The following is a 20,612-nucleotide window of genomic DNA, read 5'->3' as shown; positions in this document are numbered from 1 at the left end:
AAAATGAAACTCGCAGAAGCACTTTTACTTCGAAGCGATCAACAAAAAAAGCTCGCTTCGTTAAAACAACGAATTAATGCCAATGTATTGGTACAAGACGGTGATGAACCTAGTGAAGATCCAAATGAACTCATCAAACAAGTATTTGCTTTAACTCAGGAAAGCAATCAATTGATTTGTCGTATTCATTTGACCAATGCACAAGCAAAACTGGAAGATGGCAAAGTATTATTGTCTCTATTAAGCTTGCGCGATAGTTATGCTGAACAGCATAAGATTTTAATCGATGCGATTGCTAATACACATCGAGAACCTGATCGTTATAGCTCACGTGAAATTAAGTGGAAGAAAGTCATTCCTGTTTCTAGCTTACAAAAGCAGGCGGATGATATCAGTGCAAAACTCCGTGACTTAAACGTTAAAATTCAGGCTGCTAATTGGCAAATTGATCTAATCGATTAAACAATAGATTTTGTGAAATCATTTTCACAATCAAGGTTTGGACATACTGGGCGAGTACAAGATCCTGCATTACTCCGATCTGAGGGATTGAAAATAATTCAGGCGGCTATGGCAGCATGTGAGCCGTGCATCGATATTCACTTATCAGGCTCAGCACTATGCACCTAGTAAACCTTTGTCAAAAGCAAAGTCACGCGTTACTTCGCATTACCATGTACTGACAGTATGTTCATTAAATTAGAAAATAAGGAAAACAGAAGTGAATAAAGCTTTGGCAAATATGCCCAAAACCATCCAAATTGATGGTTCACAAGGTGAAGGTGGTGGACAGATTTTAAGAACTGCCCTTGCCCTCTCAATGATTACAGGTCAGCCCTTTGAATTAATTAATATACGTGCAGGACGTAAAAAACCAGGTTTAATGCGCCAGCATTTGGTCTGTGTACAGGCATCTCAACAAATTAGCCAAGCTTATGTGGAAGGTGCTGAATTACATAGCCAACGTTTATATTTCGCACCTCAGCATGTTCAAAGTGGTAAATATCAATTTCAAATCGGTTCTGCGGGTAGTACAACCCTAGTTTTACAAACGCTTCTACCTGTTTTGTTATTACAAAATGAAGCTAGCGAACTCACCATTTCAGGCGGTACACATAACCCACTTGCACCAACAGCAGATTTTATTGAACACTGCTTTTTACCTGCTCTAGCTCAAATTGGAATTAACGTAGATTTTAAATTAAGTAAAGCCGGCTTCTTTCCAATTGGTGCAGGTGAAATTCAGGTTACCGTTCAACCATGGCAACATCGAAACAAGCTAAATTTATTAGATCGCGGTGCTTTACAAAGTAATGAGGCCTTTGCAGCTGTATTAAATCTTTCAGAAGAAGCACAGATAGCACAACGTGAATTAACCACATTAAGTAAAAAACTAAACTTAAGCTCTCAGCAGCAATTTCATTTAAATGGAATTAGCCAAGGCAATACAGTCTATGTGAAAGTTGCTCATCAATATCACACTCAACTGTTTACAGCTTTAGGTGAGATGCGCAAAAGTGCAGAGCAAATAGCTGAACATTTAGCAAAAGATGTAAATCTATATTTATCTTCGCAGGCTGTTGTAGATGAGTATTTGGCAGATCAATTGCTTCTGCCTTTAGCTTTAGGTCAAGGTGGTGAATTCACCGCACAATGTATTAGCGAACATACTCGTACTCAAGCAGCCATGATTGAAAAATTTATTGATTGTGAAAGCGAATTTGTCGAGTTAAATCCACATCATTTTCATGTAAAAGTTAAAGTTTAAGAAGCTCACAATTGAGCTTCTTATTTGTAAAAACTACTCTACAGATGCTAAAGCTGTTACCAACAGCTTCCAGCATTTCTCTACAGTATCAACTTTGACTCGTTCACCCGGTGCATGCGCACCTTGAATATCCGGTCCAAAAGAAACCATTTGTAAATGTGGATAATGCTCGGCAATAATTCCACACTCTAAGCCTGCATGAATTACTTTTAGATTTGGCTCAATATTAAATGCATTTTGATAGGCCTGCTGTAAGCACTTTAGAGCAGCCGAATCTGGATTTGGTGTCCAACCCGACACTAACGGCGTAAGTGTAGAGCCGATATTAAATTGACTGAAATGTTTTTGAATTTTTTCTGCAAAGTCTTGAGCTTCTTGGTTCACCATTGAGCGAACCATTAAAACAGCTTTTCCACCTTCTCGATTTAGTTTTACGACCCCAATATTATTTGAAGTCTCAACTACATCTGGTAAAGCTTGACTCATATTTGCAACGCCATAAGGACTAGTTGCTAAAGCTTGCAACCACTCGTTTTGCTGCTGTTGAGCAATCACTTCGGTCATTTCAGCGCTATTAGGCTGAATAGTTAATTGCAGATTGTCATCAATACCTTGTAGCTGTTTTTTCCATGCTGTTTGATATTCAGCGAGTAATTGTTCTAATTCAGGCAATTGGTTAGATGAAATGGCAATGGTTGCTACAGCTTCGCGAGGTAAAGCATTACGAGCTGTACCACCTATAAACTCAACAAGCCGTCCACCAAGCTTCGCTAAATGCTGATTTAAAAAACGGGCCAGAATAACGTTGGCATTACCACGTCCTAAATGGATATCTACGCCAGAGTGGCCACCTTTAAGACCAGCCACCTGAATATTAACAATATTCAAATTTTCAGGAATTGGTTCATAATTAAGCGGTTGCTCAACTTCAACATCAATACTACCAGCACATCCGAGATACAACTCGCCCCACTCTTCTGTATCAATATTAAATAGCCACTTCCCTTTTAGTACACCTGCCTGTAAAAGTCGCGCACCACTCATCCCTGCTTCTTCATCAACTGTTAGAAGAACTTCAATTGGCCCATGAGCAATATCATTTGAGTCTAAAACTGCCAAAGCTAATGCTACCCCAATGCCATTATCAGCACCTAAAGTAGTATCTTTAGCAATTAACCAGCCATCTTCGAGGACTGGCTGGATCTGGTCTTTAAAGAAGTCGTGTACTGTGCCAGTATTGGCTTGAGTAACCATATCTAAATGGCCTTGCAGAATAACACCAGACACATGTTCTTTACCCAGAGTCGCATTCTTACGAATAATCAAATTCCCCACTTCATCTACGTAAGTTTCTAAATTTCGACTTTCGGCCCAGTTTCTTAAAAACTCACGAAGTTGCTGTTCATGCTTCGATGGGCGAGGAATAGTGCAAAGTGTTTGAAAATGCTGCCAAACCACTTGAGGAGATAACGCTGCAATATCAACTTGTGTCATGAAAACCACACTCTAATTATGTAAATATCTTAATAATTTCAATATACACAATGCATTAAAGATAAGTAGGGATTTCGGGAAAGATTTTGTATTTTTATATTTAATCTAAAGAGATTGTACGACTTTTCTAAAAAGCCGTACTTCATGAATAACTCTTAACAGCCGTGCGCTTAGTTTTTCCATTCAAATGCTGAAAAGCTATGATCAGCCTTCAAACTATTTTCAACTGCCTGTGCAAGCTGACGAATAATGCTTTGTGTTTCGATTTTCTCAAACCAGTCTTGTTCCTCATCTGGATTGGCAGAGATTTCACACATCAAATGCCCTTCATGGTCTGTTTTCTGGCAAGTAATCGATAATGGCAAAAGATGATTATCAATACTGACTTCTACCTTTTCATGTTCATGCACAATGTGCTGCGCATCAAAACCATAATGCCCCAATTGCTTAAACAGTAAAGCCGCTACATATTCTTGAGTGATATGGCATTCATTTGGTGGATGATCAAGCACCCCATGTTGTGGGCAACTGGCAATAAATTGTAATTTTTTCATCCTTTGTCCTAACACTATTATCATTATCTGCACTTAGCATAAGCAATAAACAAACAGCAGCCAAGCCTTTAGCCCGCTGCTGCCGTTGCTATTGTGTTAGCAATTATAAAATGTGTTAGGTCAAAAGTTATTGGCTAACTTCGATTGTTAAGCCTGCACGATTCGCCAACTCAGTGAAAGTCGGGAAGCTTGTCGCCACAGTTTCAGTACCATGAATTGTAATCGGACCAGAATTACGAAGACCTGCCATACTAAAACTCATGGCAATACGGTGGTCATGATGTGACTCGATTTCACCGCCAGCAAAGATTGGTGACCAATCGCCAGATTTACCTTTGCCTTCGATAATGATGCCATCATCAGTTGGCGTACAATCAATACCCATGATTTTTAAGCCATCAGCCATGACCTGAATGCGGTCAGACTCTTTCACACGAAGTTCTGCCGCACCAGTTAATACTGTTTGCCCTTCGGCACAAGCTGCTGCAATAAATAAAGCGGGGAATTCATCAATTGCTAAAGGTACTTGGTCTTCAGGCATATGAATACCTTTAAGAGTACGTGAACCTTTAATATGAATATCAGCAATAGGCTCGCCACCGGCAATACGTTCATTTTCAACAGTCAGGTCAGCACCCATCTGTTTTAAAATTTCAATTACGCCTGTACGTGTTGGATTAATACCTACAGCTTCAAGAACAACATCGGAACCTTCTGTAATTGCAGCACCCACCATAAAGAAAGCAGCAGATGAAATATCAGATGGAACTTGAATATTAGTACCTACTAATTTTCCGCCACCAACAAGAGAAATCTTGTTGCCTTCAGTTTTAACATCATAACCAAAAGCACGCAGCATGCGCTCTGTGTGGTCACGAGTTGGTTCTGGTTCAGTTACCGAAGTTTCACCTTCAGCCCATAGGCCCGCAAGTAAAATACCCGACTTCACCTGAGCAGATGCCATTGGCAAGTCGTATTGAATACCTTTTAATTGCTGGCTACCCGTAATGCTAACAGGTGGTGTACCTTTCTCACCTGTTGTCTGGATTTGTGCGCCCATTAAACGTAATGGCTTAGCAATACGCTCCATTGGACGCTTAGAAAGTGATGCATCACCTGTCATTACTGAATCAAATTTTTGTGCAGATAACATACCTGAAAGCAAACGCATGCTTGTACCAGAGTTACCCATATACAAGGCACTTGCTGGCGCTTTTAAACCATGCATGCCTACCCCATGAATGGTCACTTCACCATTTTTAGGGCCTTCAATGCTTACACCCATATCACGGAAAGCTTGCAAAGTTGCCAAAGCATCTTCACCCTCAAGGAAGCCAGTTACATGAGTAGTGCCTTCTGCAATAGCACCAAACATAATGGAGCGATGTGACACAGATTTGTCACCCGGTACGGTAAATTTACCTTTAAATGCCTTATTTCCCGGTAAGATACTGAATTGCTGTGTCACCTTATTTTTCTCCATTAAAGGTTTTTTGGCTAACATATGATTGAAATGTTGACGTGCTGCCTGAGCATGGCCGAGTAAACCCATTAATGCATGAGAATCTTCGTTTTCAATCAGTTTTCTAAGTACGGTAAGTTGCTTTTCAAAGCCATCTACAGCATTTAATATCGCTGTTTTATTGGCAAAGAAAATGTCATGCCACATTTGTGGATCACTAGCTGCAATCCGTGAAAAGTCACGGAAACCACCTGCTGCATAACGGAAAATATCAAGGTTATCTTCTCGGTTTGCAAGTTGCTCAACCAAATTAAATGCCATCAAGTGCGGTAAGTGACTTGTATGTGCTAAAACTTCATCGTGCTTGGCAACATCCATACAAATAACTTCAGCCTTAGCAGCTGACCAAAGTTGAATCAGTTTCTCAACTGCCCATTTTGCGCTTGTTGGTAATGGCGTTAAAATAACTTTGTGATTTGCAAATAAATCAACCTTACCTGCATGAACGCCCGTATGCTCACTACCAGCAATAGGATGTCCTGGTACAAAACCTGCTGGTAAATCTTCACCAAATACAGCTTTTGCTGCATCAACAACATTACCTTTTGTACTTCCCACATCTGTTAAAACCGTGCTTTCTGACAAATAAGGCTTAATTTGCTCAAGCACTTTTTGTGTCGCACGTACTGGCAAGGCTAAAACAACTAAATCTGCCCCTTTCACAGCCTCTACAGGATCAGAAAATCCTTCTTGTATTAAGCCAAGTGATTTTGCATCTTCTAAAGTTTTCTGTGAGCGTGTAGAAGCCACAATAGTTGTCGCTAACTTTTCGGCAACAATAACCCGTGCCAAACTCGACCCGATTAGTCCTAAACCAATAAATGCAACTTTTTTAAATAGGGGTTGTGACATAACTTCAACTTTGCTTTTGCTCAAAGTGATTTAAACCTTTGAGCAATTTGTTTTTAAGCATAATGACATGCCCATCTTGATGCATGTCATTATTCCAACATGATTAATTAGAGAACGGCAGCAGGATAAGAACCTAAAATACGAAGCTCTTTTACCATTGGACGAATATCATTGATTGCCGCAGCAACATTCTCTTGATCGATATGGCCTTCCAAATCGATAAAGAATACATATGCCCACTTTTCAGGTAATGCTGGACGAGTTTCAATACTTGTTAAGCTAATATTATGTTTTGCAAACGGCGCTAAAATTTCTAATAAAGCACCAGCACGGTCATGTGCTGAAATTAATAATGAAGTTTTGTCATTGCCACTTTGTGGAATTTTTTCACGGCCAATGACTAAGAAACGAGTGGTATTTTCCGGATTATCTTCAATATTGCTATGCAAGATTTCAAGGTTATACATACCTGCTGCAATATCTGATGCAATCGCTGCTGAGTGCCATTCGTTGCGAATACGACGTGCAGCTTCTGCATTTGAGTTTAAGGCAACACGTTCAACACCCGGATAATGAGCGTCTAACCACTGGCGGCATTGAGCCAAAGTTTGTTGGTGCGCATAAATCTGTTTAATACTGTCTTTACGCGTATTTTCAGACACTAGGAATTGATGATGAATACGTAATTCAACTTCACCAATCACATTTAAATTCGATGTTTTAAAACAATCTAAAGTATGGTTCACAATACCTTCAGATGAGTTTTCAACTGGGACTACACCATAATGTGCACTACCCGCTTCTACTTCACGGAACACTTCATCAATAGTTGGTAATGGACGAACTACTGCATCTTTACCAAAATGTTTAAGAACAGCAGATTGAGTAAAAGTCCCTTCTGGTCCTAAGAAAGCAATACTTTGCGGAGCTTCCAAAGCAAGGCAAGCAGACATAATTTCACGGAACAAACGCGCCATGGTTACATCAGACAAAGGACCTTGGTTGCGCTCCATGACTTTGCGTAAAACTTGTGCTTCACGTTCAGGACGATAAAACAAAGGATTCTCTTCGGAAGCAAATTTAGCTTTTGCAACAGCTTCAGCAAGGCTTGCGCGGCGATTTAATAATTCTTGAATCTGTTGATCTACACTATCAATATCTTCACGAATTTGTTCTAAACTAAGAGAAGTCGTTTTGTTTTGATCATCGTTGATCATTAGAATGCAGCCTCAGTAAAATCATCTTTTAAACGAGAGTATAACAATAGTCTGCTTTGATTTGTTAGGCAATATAGCTGTAAGAGCTTTTTTCATTAACCTTTTTGCTCACATTTCTTGATCACTTTATTTGATAATGATTTTCATTTATCATTTGCATAATAAATTTTATTATCGTCCATTATGCAAAAATCATTTTTCCTTTTATCTAATAGTTTTCTATTAAGTACTTTAATAAGCTGTCCTGTTTTGGCTGAAACGCCTATACAAAATCAACCAAAAATCGTTTTTCAAAATAATCAGGCTCAATTTCAAATTAAATCTAAACATACAGGCCATGATTATCTTATTCAAATTTATAAACCGCCTGTCGCCCCGCCCCAACATGGGTATGCAGTACTTTATATATTAGATGGAAATGCTACATTTCCAAGTGCTGCCAATATTGCTCAGTCGATTGGCGCTGGTTCTACCAAATTAGGACTAGATCCACTCATGATCGTAGCGGTTGGCTACCCTCAGCAAAAAACCTTTGATGTGCAAAAGCGTGCTTATGATTACACTCCAAAACCTTCTGCCCAATTTCAAGCACAAGGTAAATATAAATATGGGGGTGCTGATCAGTTTATTGCTTTTTTAAATCGCGAACTCAAGCCTACAATTGCAAAACAATTTCCGATTAATAGCCAACAGCAAAGTCTTTATGGACATTCTTTTGGAGGTTTATTTGTGCTTTATCATTTTTTTCAAAAGCCAGATGCATTTCAGCGTTACTTTGCTGCAAGCCCTTCTCTCTGGTTTGACCAAGGCATGTTATTTCAGCAGTTAAATCATTGGCAAAGTCAGAAACCAAATCATTTCCCTTTACTCATGACCACAGTCGGGACACATGAGCAAGGTGGTCCTCACACTCAACTTAACAACAAATTTAATGAAGCAGATTTCTTTAAAGCTTTAGAGAATAAACGTTCAACCCAATTTAGTTATTGGCATTTTTATAACCCTGCTGAACAACACATTACAAATTTGTATGCGAGCTTACCTAAAGCCCTTGTGTTTGCTTCTTGTCAAAATATAGAAAGCTGTAAATTTTTATTCGATGCCCCTTCTCAAAAAATAGCTAAATAATAAAAAAGCCTACTCAAAGGTAGGCTTTTTTGAAGCTATTATTAAGCTTTGCCAATTAATCCACGCGCCACGATTTCTTTCATAATTTCATTTGTACCCCCGTAAATACGTTGAATACGAGCATCTACAAAGAAACGTGAAATTGGATATTCAGTCATATAGCCATACCCACCAAAGAGTTGCAGCAAGTTATCTGCGACTTTCATTTGCATGTCAGTGCTGAAGCTTTTAAGCGCTGCAGCAGTTTCCACATCAAGTTTACCTTCTTGATATAGAGCAACGTTTCTCTCGTAAAAAGCAGCTGTGGCAAGCTCATCAATTTTTGCTTGTGCTAAAACAAAACGCGTATTTTGGAACTGTGAAATAGGTTGACCAAATGCATGACGCTCTTTTACATAAGCAGTTGCCAAATCAATTGCACCACGAATAGCGCCAATTGCGGTAGATGCAATAGCGGTACGTTCACGTGGTAACTCTTGCATTAAATAAGCAAAGCCTTGTCCAGCTTGACCGAGTAACTGGTTTTTAGGAACTTTAACATTGTCAAAAAATAGCTCAGATGTGTCTTGAGAATGCAGACCGATTTTGTCTAGATTTGTGCCTTTTTTAAAACCTTCTAGATGAGTATCTGCCAATAATAAAGACACACCTTTTGCACGCGCTTGAGGATCAGTTTTTACTGCAAGCACAACAAGATCAGCATGCTGTCCATTTGAAATAAAAGTTTTTGAGCCATTTAATAAATAATGGTCATCTTGCAAAATAGCGCTAGTACGCATTGATTGTAAATCCGAACCCGCTCCAGGTTCAGTCATACCAATTGCACCAACCACTTCACCTGTTACCATTTTCGGCAACCAATATTGTTTTTGCTCTTCTGTCCCGATGTGCAAAATATACGGCGCAGCAATTTCAGAGTGGCAAGAAATCGCTGTTGATAATGCACAGAATCCAGCACGTGCAGATTCTTCAACCAACATTAGTGAATAATAGGTTGGCACGCCATAACCACCGTATTCTTCTGGAACATCCACACATAAAAAGCCATTTTCGCCCAGTTGATTCCAGACAGAGCGAGGCATGATTCCTTCGCGTTCCCATTGATCGTATTGCGGTGCAATATGCTCATTCATAAAACGTTTAAAATTATCACGGAATAATTCTAAATCTGCATCGTATGCCAACATAATATTTTCCTTCGGCTTTATTGTTTTATCTAATCTGATTGTTGTGCATGCTAATCATTTTTTAAGCTACTGTCATGACATAGCTGCTCATTAAAACTGTACTTTTCAGTCAGCCAATAAAAAAGGAAGCCCAAGCTTCCTCTTTTATATAGTTTTATTTGAATTAATCTAAACCTTCAGCGACTTGAGGAGTTTTTTGCTCCATCATTTTTCTGTCGACTTCATCTGGATTATTTAAGGCATCATTTAGCTTATCTTTATCTAAAGCACCGACCCATTTTGCAACAACAATCGTTGCTAATGAGTTACCAACAAGGTTAGTTAATGCACGGGCTTCTGACATGAAACGGTCAATACCTAAAATCAATGCCAGACCTGCCACTGGAATATGTCCTACAGCAGATAAAGTTGCAGCCATAACAATAAAGCCAGAGCCTGTTACACCCGCAGCACCCTTAGATGAAATTAAGAGTACCAACAACAAAGTAATCTGATGTTGAATATCAAGCTGTGTATTTGTTGCCTGAGCAATAAAGATTGCAGCCATAGTTAAATAAATTGACGTACCATCAAGGTTAAATGAATAACCTGTTGGGATAACCAAACCAACTACAGATTTTTCACAACCTGCAATTTCAAGTTTACGTAACATGCGAGGCAAAACAGATTCAGAAGAAGATGTACCAAGTACAATTAATAACTCTTCACGAATCAGGCGAATCATCTTAAGGATACTGAATCCGCTAATACGGCTGATTGTACCCAAAATTAAGAAGATAAAGAGTAAGCACGTAATATAGAAGCAGATAATGAGCTGCCCTAATTGTACGAGTGAACCAACGCCATATTTACCGATAGTAAATGCCATTGCACCGAATGCACCAATCGGAGCTAATTTCATGACCATATTCACAATGTTAAAGAACACATGTGCAACTTGATCAATAAATTTTAAAACTGGACGTCCTGCATCACCTAACTTATGTAAAGCAAAACCAAAGAGGATTGCAAAAAGAAGGACTTGTAAGATTTCACCATTTGCAAATGCACCAACCACCGTATCAGGGATGATGTGCATTAAGAAATCAATGGTAGATTGTGACTCACCAGAACTGACGTATTTTTGAATGCCCGAAGTATCGAGAGTGGTAGGGTCAACATTCATCCCTACACCCGGTTTAGCAATGTTAATTACAACAAGGCCAATTAGAAGTGCAATTGTTGAAACGATTTCAAAGTATAACAACGCAACGCCGCCAGTTTTTCCGACTGACTTCATGCTTTCCATGCCAGCAATACCGCTTACCACGGTACAGAAAATAACTGGAGCAATGATCATCTTGATCAAACGAATAAAGGCATCACCTAATGGCTTGAGTTTTTCACCTAACCCCGGAATATGCTGTTCGACACCATTGACAATTTGCGTTGAGCTTGGGGAAAAATGTCCTACCAAGATACCCGCAATAATCGCAATAATCACCTGAAAATAAAGTGATTTATAAATCGGTTTTTTAGCCATAACTTTACTTCAATCTATATTTCCAAGTCCGTTGGAAATACCAAAATGAAACGTCTATTCTTTACGAATACACAGCCCTAACCTTTCACATTAACACCGCAAAAGGGAAATGGTTTTTTGTGAACAAAAAACCTTCCTACTACCTCAATGAAAACAAAATCAATGTTTTCTAAAACAGGAGAATACCTGAAGTTTCTAACCACTTTGAGTAGCTAGAAATAACCTCTTACTTTTTCAATAAAAAGCTGAAGATATAGGAGAATCACATAAAATTATGATATGAGTGCTCAAAAAAGCACGGGAAAGTGTACTCGAATTAAATAACGATTCGATTAATTTTTTAGCTAATACGCATAAAAAACACTCAGGCAGCCTTAAGACTTTAGTATAAGAAACACTTTTGATATTTTTTCAGCAGCTTTTTATGTCATATTGATTAAATACTTGTGGACATTTCATTTTGAGCTGCCTACATCCCATCATTTTTATTGTTTTGAACTACGATGAATACTAAACGTAATATCTATAAAGATGCTGAACATCCCTTTGCTCAATATGTCCGTATTTTAGGTAAGGGGAAAACCGGATCTCGCTCTTTAAGCTATGAAGAAGCTTATCAAGCATTTACCATGATTTTAAAAGGCGAAGTGTTAGATGTGCAGCTAGGCGCATTTTTAATGCTGCTTCGGGTTAAAGAAGAATCTATTGAAGAACTCGCGGGTTTCGTTCAAGCAACCAAAGACCAGCTTCATTTTGAGCCTTTAGATGTTGATTTAGATTGGTCATCTTATGCAGGTAAGCGAAAACACTATCCATGGTTTTTGTTAGCCGCCCTTACGCTTGCCCAGCATGGCCATAAAATTGTTATGCATGGTGCGTCAGGTCACACGCTTAACCGTGTTTATACAGAGCAAGTCTTAGAATATCTTGGTTATCAAATTTGTCATTCTGAACAAGAAGTTCGTGCACAATTAGCAGAGCAAAATTTCGCTTACTTACCACTAGATGTGATTTCACCAGTTTTAAGTGACTTGATATCTCTAAGAAATGTCATGGGATTGCGTTCGCCTATTCATACTTTGGCCCGTTTAATTAATCCTTTTAACGCTAAGGCTACCTTACAAGCAATATTCCACCCTGCTTATAGAACTTCACATCAACATAGTGCGTTACGCTTAGGCTATCAAAATAGTGCCGTCATTAAAGGTGAAGGTGGTGAATTTGAACGAAATCCAGATGCTAAGACACTCATTTGTGGTATTAAAAATGGTGAGCTTTATGAACATGAGTTACCAAAGCTCACACCTGAGCGAAGCCCAATTGAAGAAGAATTAGATTTAGCAACATTTAAAGCAGTATGGCTTGGTCAGCAGCACCATGAATATGGAGAAATGGCCGTAACAGAAACCATTGGAATCGCGCTATATACCATGGGCGTTGTTGCTAATTTTGAAGAAGCGATGCAAAAAGCAAAAGTGTTATGGGATACACGAAATTTAAGCAATCTTAATTCGTAGTTAACAAATGCTATCGTGAAGGTCGACATGGATGTCGACCGTATCACTGCGATACAGGAAGTATCGTCAGTGATACAAAGGATTTTTGGTTACTTTTGATCCTTCAAAAGTAATAAAAGCCTATATGCTATAACTTATGAAAAACATGCTATATAAGGCTGTATGGAATAACCAAAAATAATTTTTCTGTCTTATTAAGTTTTAAACAAAACGAATCGGTTTAAACTCTGGTTCATGCTTGTGATGATCATCATCACACTCTTCACCTTCTTCTTTTGTACCACGGTCAATATAACCACTACGCTGATCTTCTGGTAAGTTCTTTAACTCCCAAGCGATTACAGCTTGCATACAAGTCTCACGTTGCTCTTTAGTTAAAACAACGCCGTTTGGCCATTTACCAATTTCTACTGCTGTTTTTAAACGCTCCACAATTTCAGGGTTTAAAACAGATAGCATTTGTTCAATATTCATGATTCATCTCTTTGAAAAGATTCAAAATCTTGGTTCCAACCAAGTTTGGTACGGCAGGCCATATAGAAATCATAACCTGGTGGATGCAATAAACTTAGTTTAAATGGGTGTTTACGGATGTGTAAACTGTCTCCAACATTGAGCGAGACACTATGTTGCCCATCTGCACTCACCATTGGTAATACCCGATTTTCGCGAATAACGATTTTAATTTCGCTTTGACCACCAACGACGATGGGACGTGATGACAATGTATGGGGATGCATTGGAACTAATGCAATAGCATCCATACTTGGATGTAAAATTGGGCCACCACCTGACAATGCATAAGCCGTTGATCCGGTTGGAGTCGAAACAATTAAACCATCACTATGTTGGCGGTAAACATATTGACCATCAATATTAAGTTCGAAGTCAATCATGTGTACTGATTTACCCGAGTGCAAAACCACATCGTTTAAAGCAATGGCGTCATAAATGACTTCACCATTTGTTCTTACTTCCATTTCAAGTAAGAAACGGCGGTCAAGCTGGAAATGCCCTTGAAGTACTTGGTCAAGTTTGAAAATGGCTTCTGAAGGTTTGATATCAGTTAAAAAACCTAACCGCCCGCGGTTAATACCAATAACAGGCGTATTGTAGCGAACTAAAGCTCTAGCAGCGTGGAGTAAAGAACCATCGCCTCCAACAACTATGACTAAATCAGCAACTTCACCCAATAAATGACGACTTACAATTTGTGCATGATCATAAGGCACTAATTCAGCAGTTTCCTGATCAAAAATGGGGTTTAAGCCTAGGTTCAACAAATGATCATGAATTAAACATAGTGTTTCTACTACTGATGATTTATCTGGTCGACCGATTAACCCGACGTTTCTGAAGGACTTATGTGAAATTTGCACGAATGAGTAAGCTCCGCTGCGATACTTGGCTATAATAACATTAACCTGATTAATTTAAAAAAACATAACAACAAGATGCTGTAAAATTCAATCTAAGTTTTCCAATTATTCACAGTTTTATCATTGCAAATTGATGACAAGCTATCGCATCATTACAGGCATTGTTAGGGTTTTATCTCATTTTTATGAAGTTTGAACGTGGTATCGGTTTCTTTGCACTAATTTTTTCCATTTTGGTCATTGGTGCTTTTATTGCTCTTAGTATCTATCTGATTCGTTTAGATAATATTATCCGTGAAAAATTTGAAGGACAACGGTGGGATATTCCCGCCAAAGTGTTTGCACGTCCTTTGGAAATTTATAATAACGCACCTATTACCCAAGCAAATTTCACTCAAGAATTAAAACTCTTGGGTTACAAAACTTCAAGTAATTATGACAAGTCTGGAACCTATGTTGCTCAGGGTAGCAATATGTATATCCACACGCGTGGTTTTGATTACGGCGACAGTGTTGAACCCGAACAAGTACTAGAGTTAAGTTTTGCAAATGATCAGGTTGCTGAAGTTCGAAGTACAAAACCTTCTTCAACGGGGGTGGCACGACTAGAGCCACTTCTGATTGGAGGGATTTACCCTCAACATAATGAAGACCGTGTTCTCATTAAACTGAATAATGTCCCTAAACCACTTATTGAAGCTTTAATTTCAACAGAAGACCGTAATTTCTATCATCATCACGGTATCTCAATTCGTGGTACTGCTCGTGCATTAGTGAGTAATATCACAGGTGGTAAACGTCAAGGTGGTTCAACCCTGACTCAGCAATTAGTTAAAAATTTCTATCTCACACCTGAACGCACATTAAAACGTAAAGTTAATGAAGCATTAATGGCTTTACTCATTGAGCTGCATTACAGCAAAGATGAAATTTTAGAAGCCTACTTAAATGAAGTGAATCTAGGCCAAAATGGTAGCTACTCAATTAATGGCTATGGTTTGGCTTCTCAATTTTATTTTGGTTTACCGTTACGTGAACTTAGCGTTGCACAGCAAGCTTATTTAGTTGGTTTAGTGCAAGGTCCTTCTTTGTATAACCCTTGGAAAAATCCTGAAGGTGCAAAAAAACGCCGCGATACCGTGTTAAATAACATGCGTGTAATGGGTTATTTAACTCAAGCAGAATACGAAGATGAAATTGCACGTCCTTTAAATGTGTTAAATAAACCAAGTTTAGGTCCTGCAAAATTCCCTGACTTTTTAGATATCGTGCGTCGTCAATTACGCACAGAATATCAAGAAAGTGATTTAACTAATCAGGGCTTACGTATTTTTACGACTCTAGACCCAATTACTCAAACTCAAGTTCAAAATGCTTTTAAAGCTTCAGTAGACCGCTTGGCAAACAGCAACCCAGCACGTTTGAAAAACTTACAGGGTGCTGTCCTGATTGCACATCCAGAAAACGGCGAGCTTGTTGCCGCTGTTGGTTCTACACAAGACTTTACTGGTTTTAACCGCGCTGTAGATGCGAAACGCCAAGTCGGTTCTTTATTAAAACCTGTAATTTATTTAAGTGCTATTGAATCTGGGCGTTACAACTGGGCAACCCAAATTGAAGATGCACCGATTAGTGTCCCTGTAGATGGTGGCAAGAGTTGGACACCTAAAAACTACAGTGGTGGCGGACATGGTGTAGTCAGCTTGAGCGAAGCTTTAGCAAATTCATATAACCTTTCTGCTGTGCGCTTGGGTCAAGAGTTTGGTTTATCAACATTTACCAACAACTTAAGAAAGTTTGGCGTTGAGTCAACAATTCCTGCCTACCCTTCTATTTTCCTTGGGGCAGTCAATATGTCACCAATGGAGGTTCTTGGAATTTATGAGAACTTTGCTACAGGTGGCTTTAAATATCCGACTCGTGCAATTCGATCTGTTGTAGATGCGAATGGCCGCCTGCTTGACCGTTATGGCCTGAATGTTCAACAAACCATTGATCCATCTGTTGGCTATATTATGAATTATGGTCTACAACAGGTCATGTCTTCGGGTACTGGTCGCGCAGCTTATAATAGCTTGTCTCCTGCTTTAAAATTGGCGGGTAAATCAGGTACGACTAACGATACACGTGACTCATGGTTTGCGGGTTACTCTGGTAACCACGTTGCTGTAGTGTGGTTAGGTTTAGATGACAACAAAGTGACTGGATTAACAGGTTCATCGGGTGCATTGCCAGTATGGATTAATGTGATGAAACAATTACGTCAAACGCCTGTAAACCTACGCCAACCAGACACTGTACAGTGGCAGTGGATTGACCGTGCAACGGGTGATTTATCTGCTCAAGCTTGTGATGGTGCTATGTATATTCCGATGCTAACGCATACGGTTCCGCACCGTGCTACGCCATGTGGAGCACCTTATTATCAAGTTGATCCAACATATACGCCACAAAGTGATAACACAATTCCTGACTCTCAGGATGATAATACCGACAGTTATATTCGTGAAAGTGAAAACCAGATGGAACAAGATCTGTCAAACAACTCACGAGTAATTTCAAGTGGTAGTTATAACAACTAAGCGTTAACAGGAAATTAGGATATGTTGAAGAAAGGTGTTTTTTATATTGGTGCTGTTCTTATGGTCGGCTGTACAACTCTGCCTGATCATTCTGACTCCAAAGAGAAAACACCTACTCCTCCAGTCAAAAAGACGGAAACTCCATCAGGTGTAAAAATTACGCCTTATGATCACCCAGAAATTCAACGTAAAAATTTACAGGTGATTGTTCCTCAGCAAAAAAAGCCTCAACATTTTAGTGATGATGGTAGCCAGTTACCTGCATTTAAAGTTTTAATGCAAAAAACACAGCAGGCTTATAAAAATCAACAGTGGTCAGAGGCTGAGCGCTATGCGCTTCAAGCACAGCGTTTAGCGCCACAAGCGGCTGAGACTTATTTATTTCTTGCGCTTACGGCAAATCATAAACAGCAATATTCTAATGCTGAGTCTTTGGCAAGACGTGGTTTGAGTTTTGCCCAAAGTCAGCCAATGAAAAAGCAGCTATGGTTAGTCATCTTAAAAGCTGGGCAACAACGCAATAATCAAAAAACTGTTCAAGAAGCACAACAAGCATTAAAAGCCCTCTAGCTTTTAATGCTTTTTTATTTTCTCATTAGAAATTACGAATACCTGCTAAGCCATATGCACCATGCTGCTGTGCAGTGGCTAAATCATCAGGATGTACGCCTCCTAATGCAAAAACTGGAATCTGGCTATTTTGAGCGAGATCACTAAAACGTTCCCAACCTAATGCTACAGCTTCTGGATGAGTCGTTGTTGATTTTACAGGACTAATAAAAACAGCATCGCAACCAATCTGCTGAGCTTGCTTTAAAGAAACAGCATCATGACAAGCAGCAATATAACGTACGCCCACTGTTAAATCGCCTTTATGCAAATTCATGAGTTGAGATTGTTTTAAATGAACGGTCTTTATTTGTTTTTGTAATTCAGGGCTTAATTGCCGCCAAATATCGACATTTATAATTAAACTTGATCGTTGCCCTTCATCTAAAGCAGTTAATTGCTCTATATACTGCGGCTCAAATTCTTCGATACGCCAGTACAATAAAGCATCACTACTTTCTGCCGTTGAAAGCGTATTGCTAATTTTGATGAGATGAGGCCAATAGAGTCGTTTTATGATGTTTTTATTGGCTTTTGGAAAGTTTAAATGAAGTAGCTGATCACGTGTGTACCATGCCCATGGCTGGTGAATAAGATTTAATAACTCATCAGGTACATAACTATGGAACAAATGAAGGTTGACGATAATGTCATCATATTCATGGTGAATATAATCAAACTGATGCCAATCTTTTAAACCAATACCCACCTCTTCATAAATCTCACGGCGGCAGGCTTCTTCTGGTGTTTCACGTTGTTCAACCTTTCCACCAGGGAACTCATGCTTTCCACCTTGATGTTGCTGCTCTTCGCGCCATCCAACTAATATTTTTCCACGATGGATCAAGATTGCTATAGCGACATCGACTATTGGTTTGGGCATCTTTTTACTCTCTAAAACTTTTCTCAAGTGTAAGCAAATTTTATCATTTTATAAAATCTTAAAAATCTCATTGACAGATCTATTCGATAATGATTATCATTTAAATCGTTCAAGAACATACCACGGAGCACAACAAATGAACGCACCTTTTAGCTTATTTACCCGTAACAATGACACAGCTCACGCCTTACCAATGTTACATTCTAATAACCTCTTTGCATTAGGCCGTGAAATTCGCATTATGCATGCTGGCGAGGAATATCGTTTACGCCTCACTCGCAACAATCGCCTAATTTTAACTAAATAAAAAACATACTCGCGTTTCAATAATATTCGTGGGAAAACAAAAAATGGATAGCATGGGTAACCATGCTATTTTTTATGAAGGAAGAATAATCTCTGCCCTCAGACCACCTTGTTCAGCATGCATAAAACGTAATTTGCCATTATGCAATTCAATAATTTTTCGAGTAATTGAAATTCCTAAGCCAGAACCTTGCTGTTGAGTACCGAGTACCCGAAAAAAACGCTGCCCTAACCGTAATAGCACTTCATCATCTACCCCATTTCCCGTGTCTTCAATAGACACCTTAATTTGCTGTTCATATTGACTAATCTCAACATGAATAGAGCCTAGTGTCGGGCTATAACGAATGGCGTTATCAAATAAATTTCTAAAAGCAATAAACAGTAATTCTTCATTCGCATATGTTTTAGTTTCTGTCGATAAAGTATTGGTCTCTATCAACATCTGTTTAGCTTTCGCATCTAAATCTACAGTTTCAATCACTCTAGCCAGTAAGTAATTTAAATCGATAACTGTCTTAGGAAGTTCGGGCTGTTCAGCTTCATTAGGTTCTAAGCGGGCCAGAAGAAGTAAATTCTCAAGTATTTTTGTACTTCTAGAAACGTCTTCTTGTATGCGTTCAAAATCTTGATGAAGTTCTGGAAGATGTCGGTATTTACGCTGCAAAACCTGAAGACGCATTTGTATAGCAGACAAGGGAGAACGTAGCTCATGCGAAGCATCCGCGGTAAAACGCTGTTCAGCAACAAGAGCCCTTTGCAATCTCGCAAGCAATTGATTTAATGCATCTATAACAGGTTGAATTTCTGTAATGACATCTGGTTCCTGAATCGGTTCTAAATTTGATGCAGTTTTTTGAGCAATCCGTCTAGAGAGTAGATTTAACGCGGCCAATTCATGTTCGGTACGCCAACTTATAATCACCCATTGTAATAGCCAGAACAACACCATAAGACCGCTATATCCAGCAAGTGCTTTAAGTACCTCTTCAACACGCGTACTCATTGGTTGAAAAACTTCAACTTGTAGTTGAGAGTCTTCTTGTTGTGCAGCTAGACTACGCCATAATTGTCCATCAAACCAAAAATACGAAAAACCTTCTGATAAGTTACCTTGTTCAAAAAGTTCATGCTGATAGGTATGAGAATGAGTAAGTACTTGGCCTGTGTTTAATAACTCATACTGAATATCAAATTCATCACTTAGCTCATCAAACTGTTTCATGGAATGTTCGGAAAGATCGGAAACCAGCAAAGTATCTGAAATTTCATCCATGATCTCGTCTTGCACTGACATGTTGTGATAGATCGAAAATATAGTGAGTAAACTTAATGCCAATAACCCCACCACCACACTGCTCCACATCGTGGTTTTAACCAGTTGCGACTGCAAGGATGAGCGATTCGATTTCATTTTAAATCTCCCATACGGTAGCCTAGCCCCCGTATGGTTTTAATACTGCTGCTTCCGATTTTTTTTCGAAGTTGATAAATAAATACTTCGATCGCGTTACTTTCAATTTCCTCGCCCCATGCATACAGTGCTTCTTCTAATTGATCACGGGTAATAATATGCTCGGGATGCACCATAAGCTTACGCAATATTTGGAATTCTTTTGCCGTTAAATCGATAGACTTGCCAGCGCTTAATACAACTTTCGCTTGTGTATCAAGTTGTAGGTCACCCCATGTTAAAATCGATTGCTGACTCAAAGTTTGTTTGCGTAATTGAGCGCGGATGCGAGCCGATAACTCTTCTAAACTAAAAGGCTTAACCAAATAGTCATTTGCGCCTAAATCTAGCCCCTCTACCCGATCATGAATGCTGTCACGTGCAGTAATAAAAATAACAGGAACATTTTTTTGTTTATGGCGAATCGTCGTTAAAACCTTTTCACCAGCCAGTTGAGGTAGTCCCCGATCAAGTAAAATACAGTCATAATCATGCTGTTCGATTGCCGTAAGTGCATAATCACCTCTTTCGACCCAATCTACCTGATAACCGTCTAACTCTAACCATGATTGAATGCTTTCAGCTTGAGAGCGATCATCTTCTGCAAGCAAAATTCTCATCTATTTTTCCTGTTATATC

18 protein-coding genes are annotated in these 20,612 nt (G+C 39.0%); 7 read left to right on the top strand and 11 right to left on the bottom strand.

From position 1 onward, the window contains the following. Nucleotides 1-3: 3 nt before the first annotated feature. On the top strand, nucleotides 4-462 hold the full coding sequence (locus tag KIP84_RS05915; protein ID WP_033847602.1) for a DIP1984 family protein: 459 nt from the start codon (nucleotides 4-6) through the stop codon (nucleotides 460-462). Between the two features lie 259 nt (nucleotides 463-721). Continuing rightward, nucleotides 722-1,768: an RNA 3'-terminal phosphate cyclase gene (rtcA, locus tag KIP84_RS05910; RefSeq protein ID WP_213689507.1), complete on the top strand. Its 1,047-nt coding sequence runs from the start codon at nucleotides 722-724 to the stop codon at nucleotides 1,766-1,768. A gap of 33 nt (nucleotides 1,769-1,801) precedes the next feature. Here rtcA and KIP84_RS05905 read toward each other — a convergent pair whose 3' ends face one another. The 4 genes from KIP84_RS05905 to pheA all read right to left on the bottom strand — a co-directional run bounded on the left by KIP84_RS05905 (nucleotide 1,802) and on the right by pheA (nucleotide 7,407). After that, on the bottom strand, nucleotides 1,802-3,262 hold the full coding sequence (locus KIP84_RS05905; protein WP_104074916.1) for an aminoacyl-histidine dipeptidase: 1,461 nt from the start codon (nucleotides 3,260-3,262) through the stop codon (nucleotides 1,802-1,804). Between the two features lie 170 nt (nucleotides 3,263-3,432). Continuing rightward, nucleotides 3,433-3,816 (bottom strand): hypothetical protein, encoded by a 384-nt coding sequence (locus KIP84_RS05900; protein WP_005068294.1) that lies wholly within the window; start codon nucleotides 3,814-3,816, stop codon nucleotides 3,433-3,435. Between the two features lie 127 nt (nucleotides 3,817-3,943). Beyond that, complete coding sequence (locus KIP84_RS05895) at nucleotides 3,944-6,190, bottom strand: bifunctional prephenate dehydrogenase/3-phosphoshikimate 1-carboxyvinyltransferase (RefSeq protein WP_182917909.1); 2,247 nt, start codon at nucleotides 6,188-6,190, stop codon at nucleotides 3,944-3,946. A gap of 107 nt (nucleotides 6,191-6,297) precedes the next feature. Continuing rightward, nucleotides 6,298-7,407: a prephenate dehydratase gene (pheA, locus tag KIP84_RS05890; RefSeq protein WP_002049199.1), complete on the bottom strand. Its 1,110-nt coding sequence runs from the start codon at nucleotides 7,405-7,407 to the stop codon at nucleotides 6,298-6,300. A gap of 183 nt (nucleotides 7,408-7,590) precedes the next feature. Between pheA and KIP84_RS05885 the strand changes: the two genes are divergently transcribed. After that, nucleotides 7,591-8,535 (top strand): alpha/beta hydrolase-fold protein, encoded by a 945-nt coding sequence (locus KIP84_RS05885; protein ID WP_213689506.1) that lies wholly within the window; start codon nucleotides 7,591-7,593, stop codon nucleotides 8,533-8,535. Nucleotides 8,536-8,576: 41 nt separating this feature from the next. Here the strand turns inward: KIP84_RS05885 and KIP84_RS05880 are convergent, their stop codons facing one another. Beyond that, nucleotides 8,577-9,722: an acyl-CoA dehydrogenase family protein gene (locus KIP84_RS05880; protein WP_002118240.1), complete on the bottom strand. Its 1,146-nt coding sequence runs from the start codon at nucleotides 9,720-9,722 to the stop codon at nucleotides 8,577-8,579. A 163-nt stretch (nucleotides 9,723-9,885) separates the two neighbouring features. Continuing rightward, on the bottom strand, nucleotides 9,886-11,244 hold the full coding sequence (locus KIP84_RS05875) for a dicarboxylate/amino acid:cation symporter (RefSeq protein WP_002118145.1): 1,359 nt from the start codon (nucleotides 11,242-11,244) through the stop codon (nucleotides 9,886-9,888). Between the two features lie 503 nt (nucleotides 11,245-11,747). On the opposite strand from KIP84_RS05875, the gene KIP84_RS05870 reads away from it, so the two are divergent. Beyond that, nucleotides 11,748-12,761, top strand: a complete 1,014-nt coding sequence (locus tag KIP84_RS05870) for a glycosyl transferase family protein (RefSeq protein WP_213689505.1) — start codon at nucleotides 11,748-11,750, stop codon at nucleotides 12,759-12,761. A gap of 201 nt (nucleotides 12,762-12,962) precedes the next feature. Here the strand turns inward: KIP84_RS05870 and KIP84_RS05865 are convergent, their stop codons facing one another. Both KIP84_RS05865 and KIP84_RS05860 read right to left on the bottom strand, forming a co-directional pair. After that, complete coding sequence (locus KIP84_RS05865; protein ID WP_002118245.1) at nucleotides 12,963-13,235, bottom strand: YeaC family protein; 273 nt, start codon at nucleotides 13,233-13,235, stop codon at nucleotides 12,963-12,965. Then, complete coding sequence (locus KIP84_RS05860) at nucleotides 13,232-14,140, bottom strand: NAD(+) kinase (RefSeq protein WP_005073476.1); 909 nt, start codon at nucleotides 14,138-14,140, stop codon at nucleotides 13,232-13,234. The genes KIP84_RS05865 and KIP84_RS05860 overlap by 4 nt, the downstream gene beginning before the upstream one ends. A gap of 185 nt (nucleotides 14,141-14,325) precedes the next feature. Between KIP84_RS05860 and mrcB the strand changes: the two genes are divergently transcribed. Next, nucleotides 14,326-16,722: a penicillin-binding protein 1B gene (gene mrcB, locus KIP84_RS05855; protein WP_005073474.1), complete on the top strand. Its 2,397-nt coding sequence runs from the start codon at nucleotides 14,326-14,328 to the stop codon at nucleotides 16,720-16,722. Between the two features lie 21 nt (nucleotides 16,723-16,743). Continuing rightward, nucleotides 16,744-17,292, top strand: coding sequence for a tetratricopeptide repeat protein (locus KIP84_RS05850; RefSeq protein ID WP_002118198.1), 549 nt, complete (start codon nucleotides 16,744-16,746; stop codon nucleotides 17,290-17,292). A gap of 25 nt (nucleotides 17,293-17,317) precedes the next feature. Here the strand turns inward: KIP84_RS05850 and KIP84_RS05845 are convergent, their stop codons facing one another. Continuing rightward, nucleotides 17,318-18,214, bottom strand: a complete 897-nt coding sequence (locus KIP84_RS05845; RefSeq protein ID WP_213689504.1) for a thiamine phosphate synthase — start codon at nucleotides 18,212-18,214, stop codon at nucleotides 17,318-17,320. Nucleotides 18,215-18,350: 136 nt separating this feature from the next. Between KIP84_RS05845 and KIP84_RS05840 the strand changes: the two genes are divergently transcribed. Next, on the top strand, nucleotides 18,351-18,521 hold the full coding sequence (locus KIP84_RS05840) for a hemin uptake protein HemP (protein ID WP_002118129.1): 171 nt from the start codon (nucleotides 18,351-18,353) through the stop codon (nucleotides 18,519-18,521). Between the two features lie 72 nt (nucleotides 18,522-18,593). Here KIP84_RS05840 and KIP84_RS05835 read toward each other — a convergent pair whose 3' ends face one another. Then, nucleotides 18,594-19,934, bottom strand: a complete 1,341-nt coding sequence (locus KIP84_RS05835; protein WP_213689503.1) for an ATP-binding protein — start codon at nucleotides 19,932-19,934, stop codon at nucleotides 18,594-18,596. Beyond that, complete coding sequence (locus tag KIP84_RS05830) at nucleotides 19,931-20,593, bottom strand: response regulator transcription factor (protein ID WP_005073466.1); 663 nt, start codon at nucleotides 20,591-20,593, stop codon at nucleotides 19,931-19,933. Before KIP84_RS05830 ends, KIP84_RS05835 begins: the two co-directional genes overlap by 4 nt. Nucleotides 20,594-20,612 lie beyond the last annotated feature (19 nt).

This window comes from Acinetobacter sp. BHS4, assembly GCF_018454425.1.
In the GTDB taxonomy this organism is placed as follows: Bacteria; Pseudomonadota; Gammaproteobacteria; order Pseudomonadales; family Moraxellaceae; genus Acinetobacter; species Acinetobacter pittii.
The sequence above is the reverse complement of the archived record's forward strand: the minus strand, read 5'-3'. Positions and strand labels throughout refer to the sequence as shown.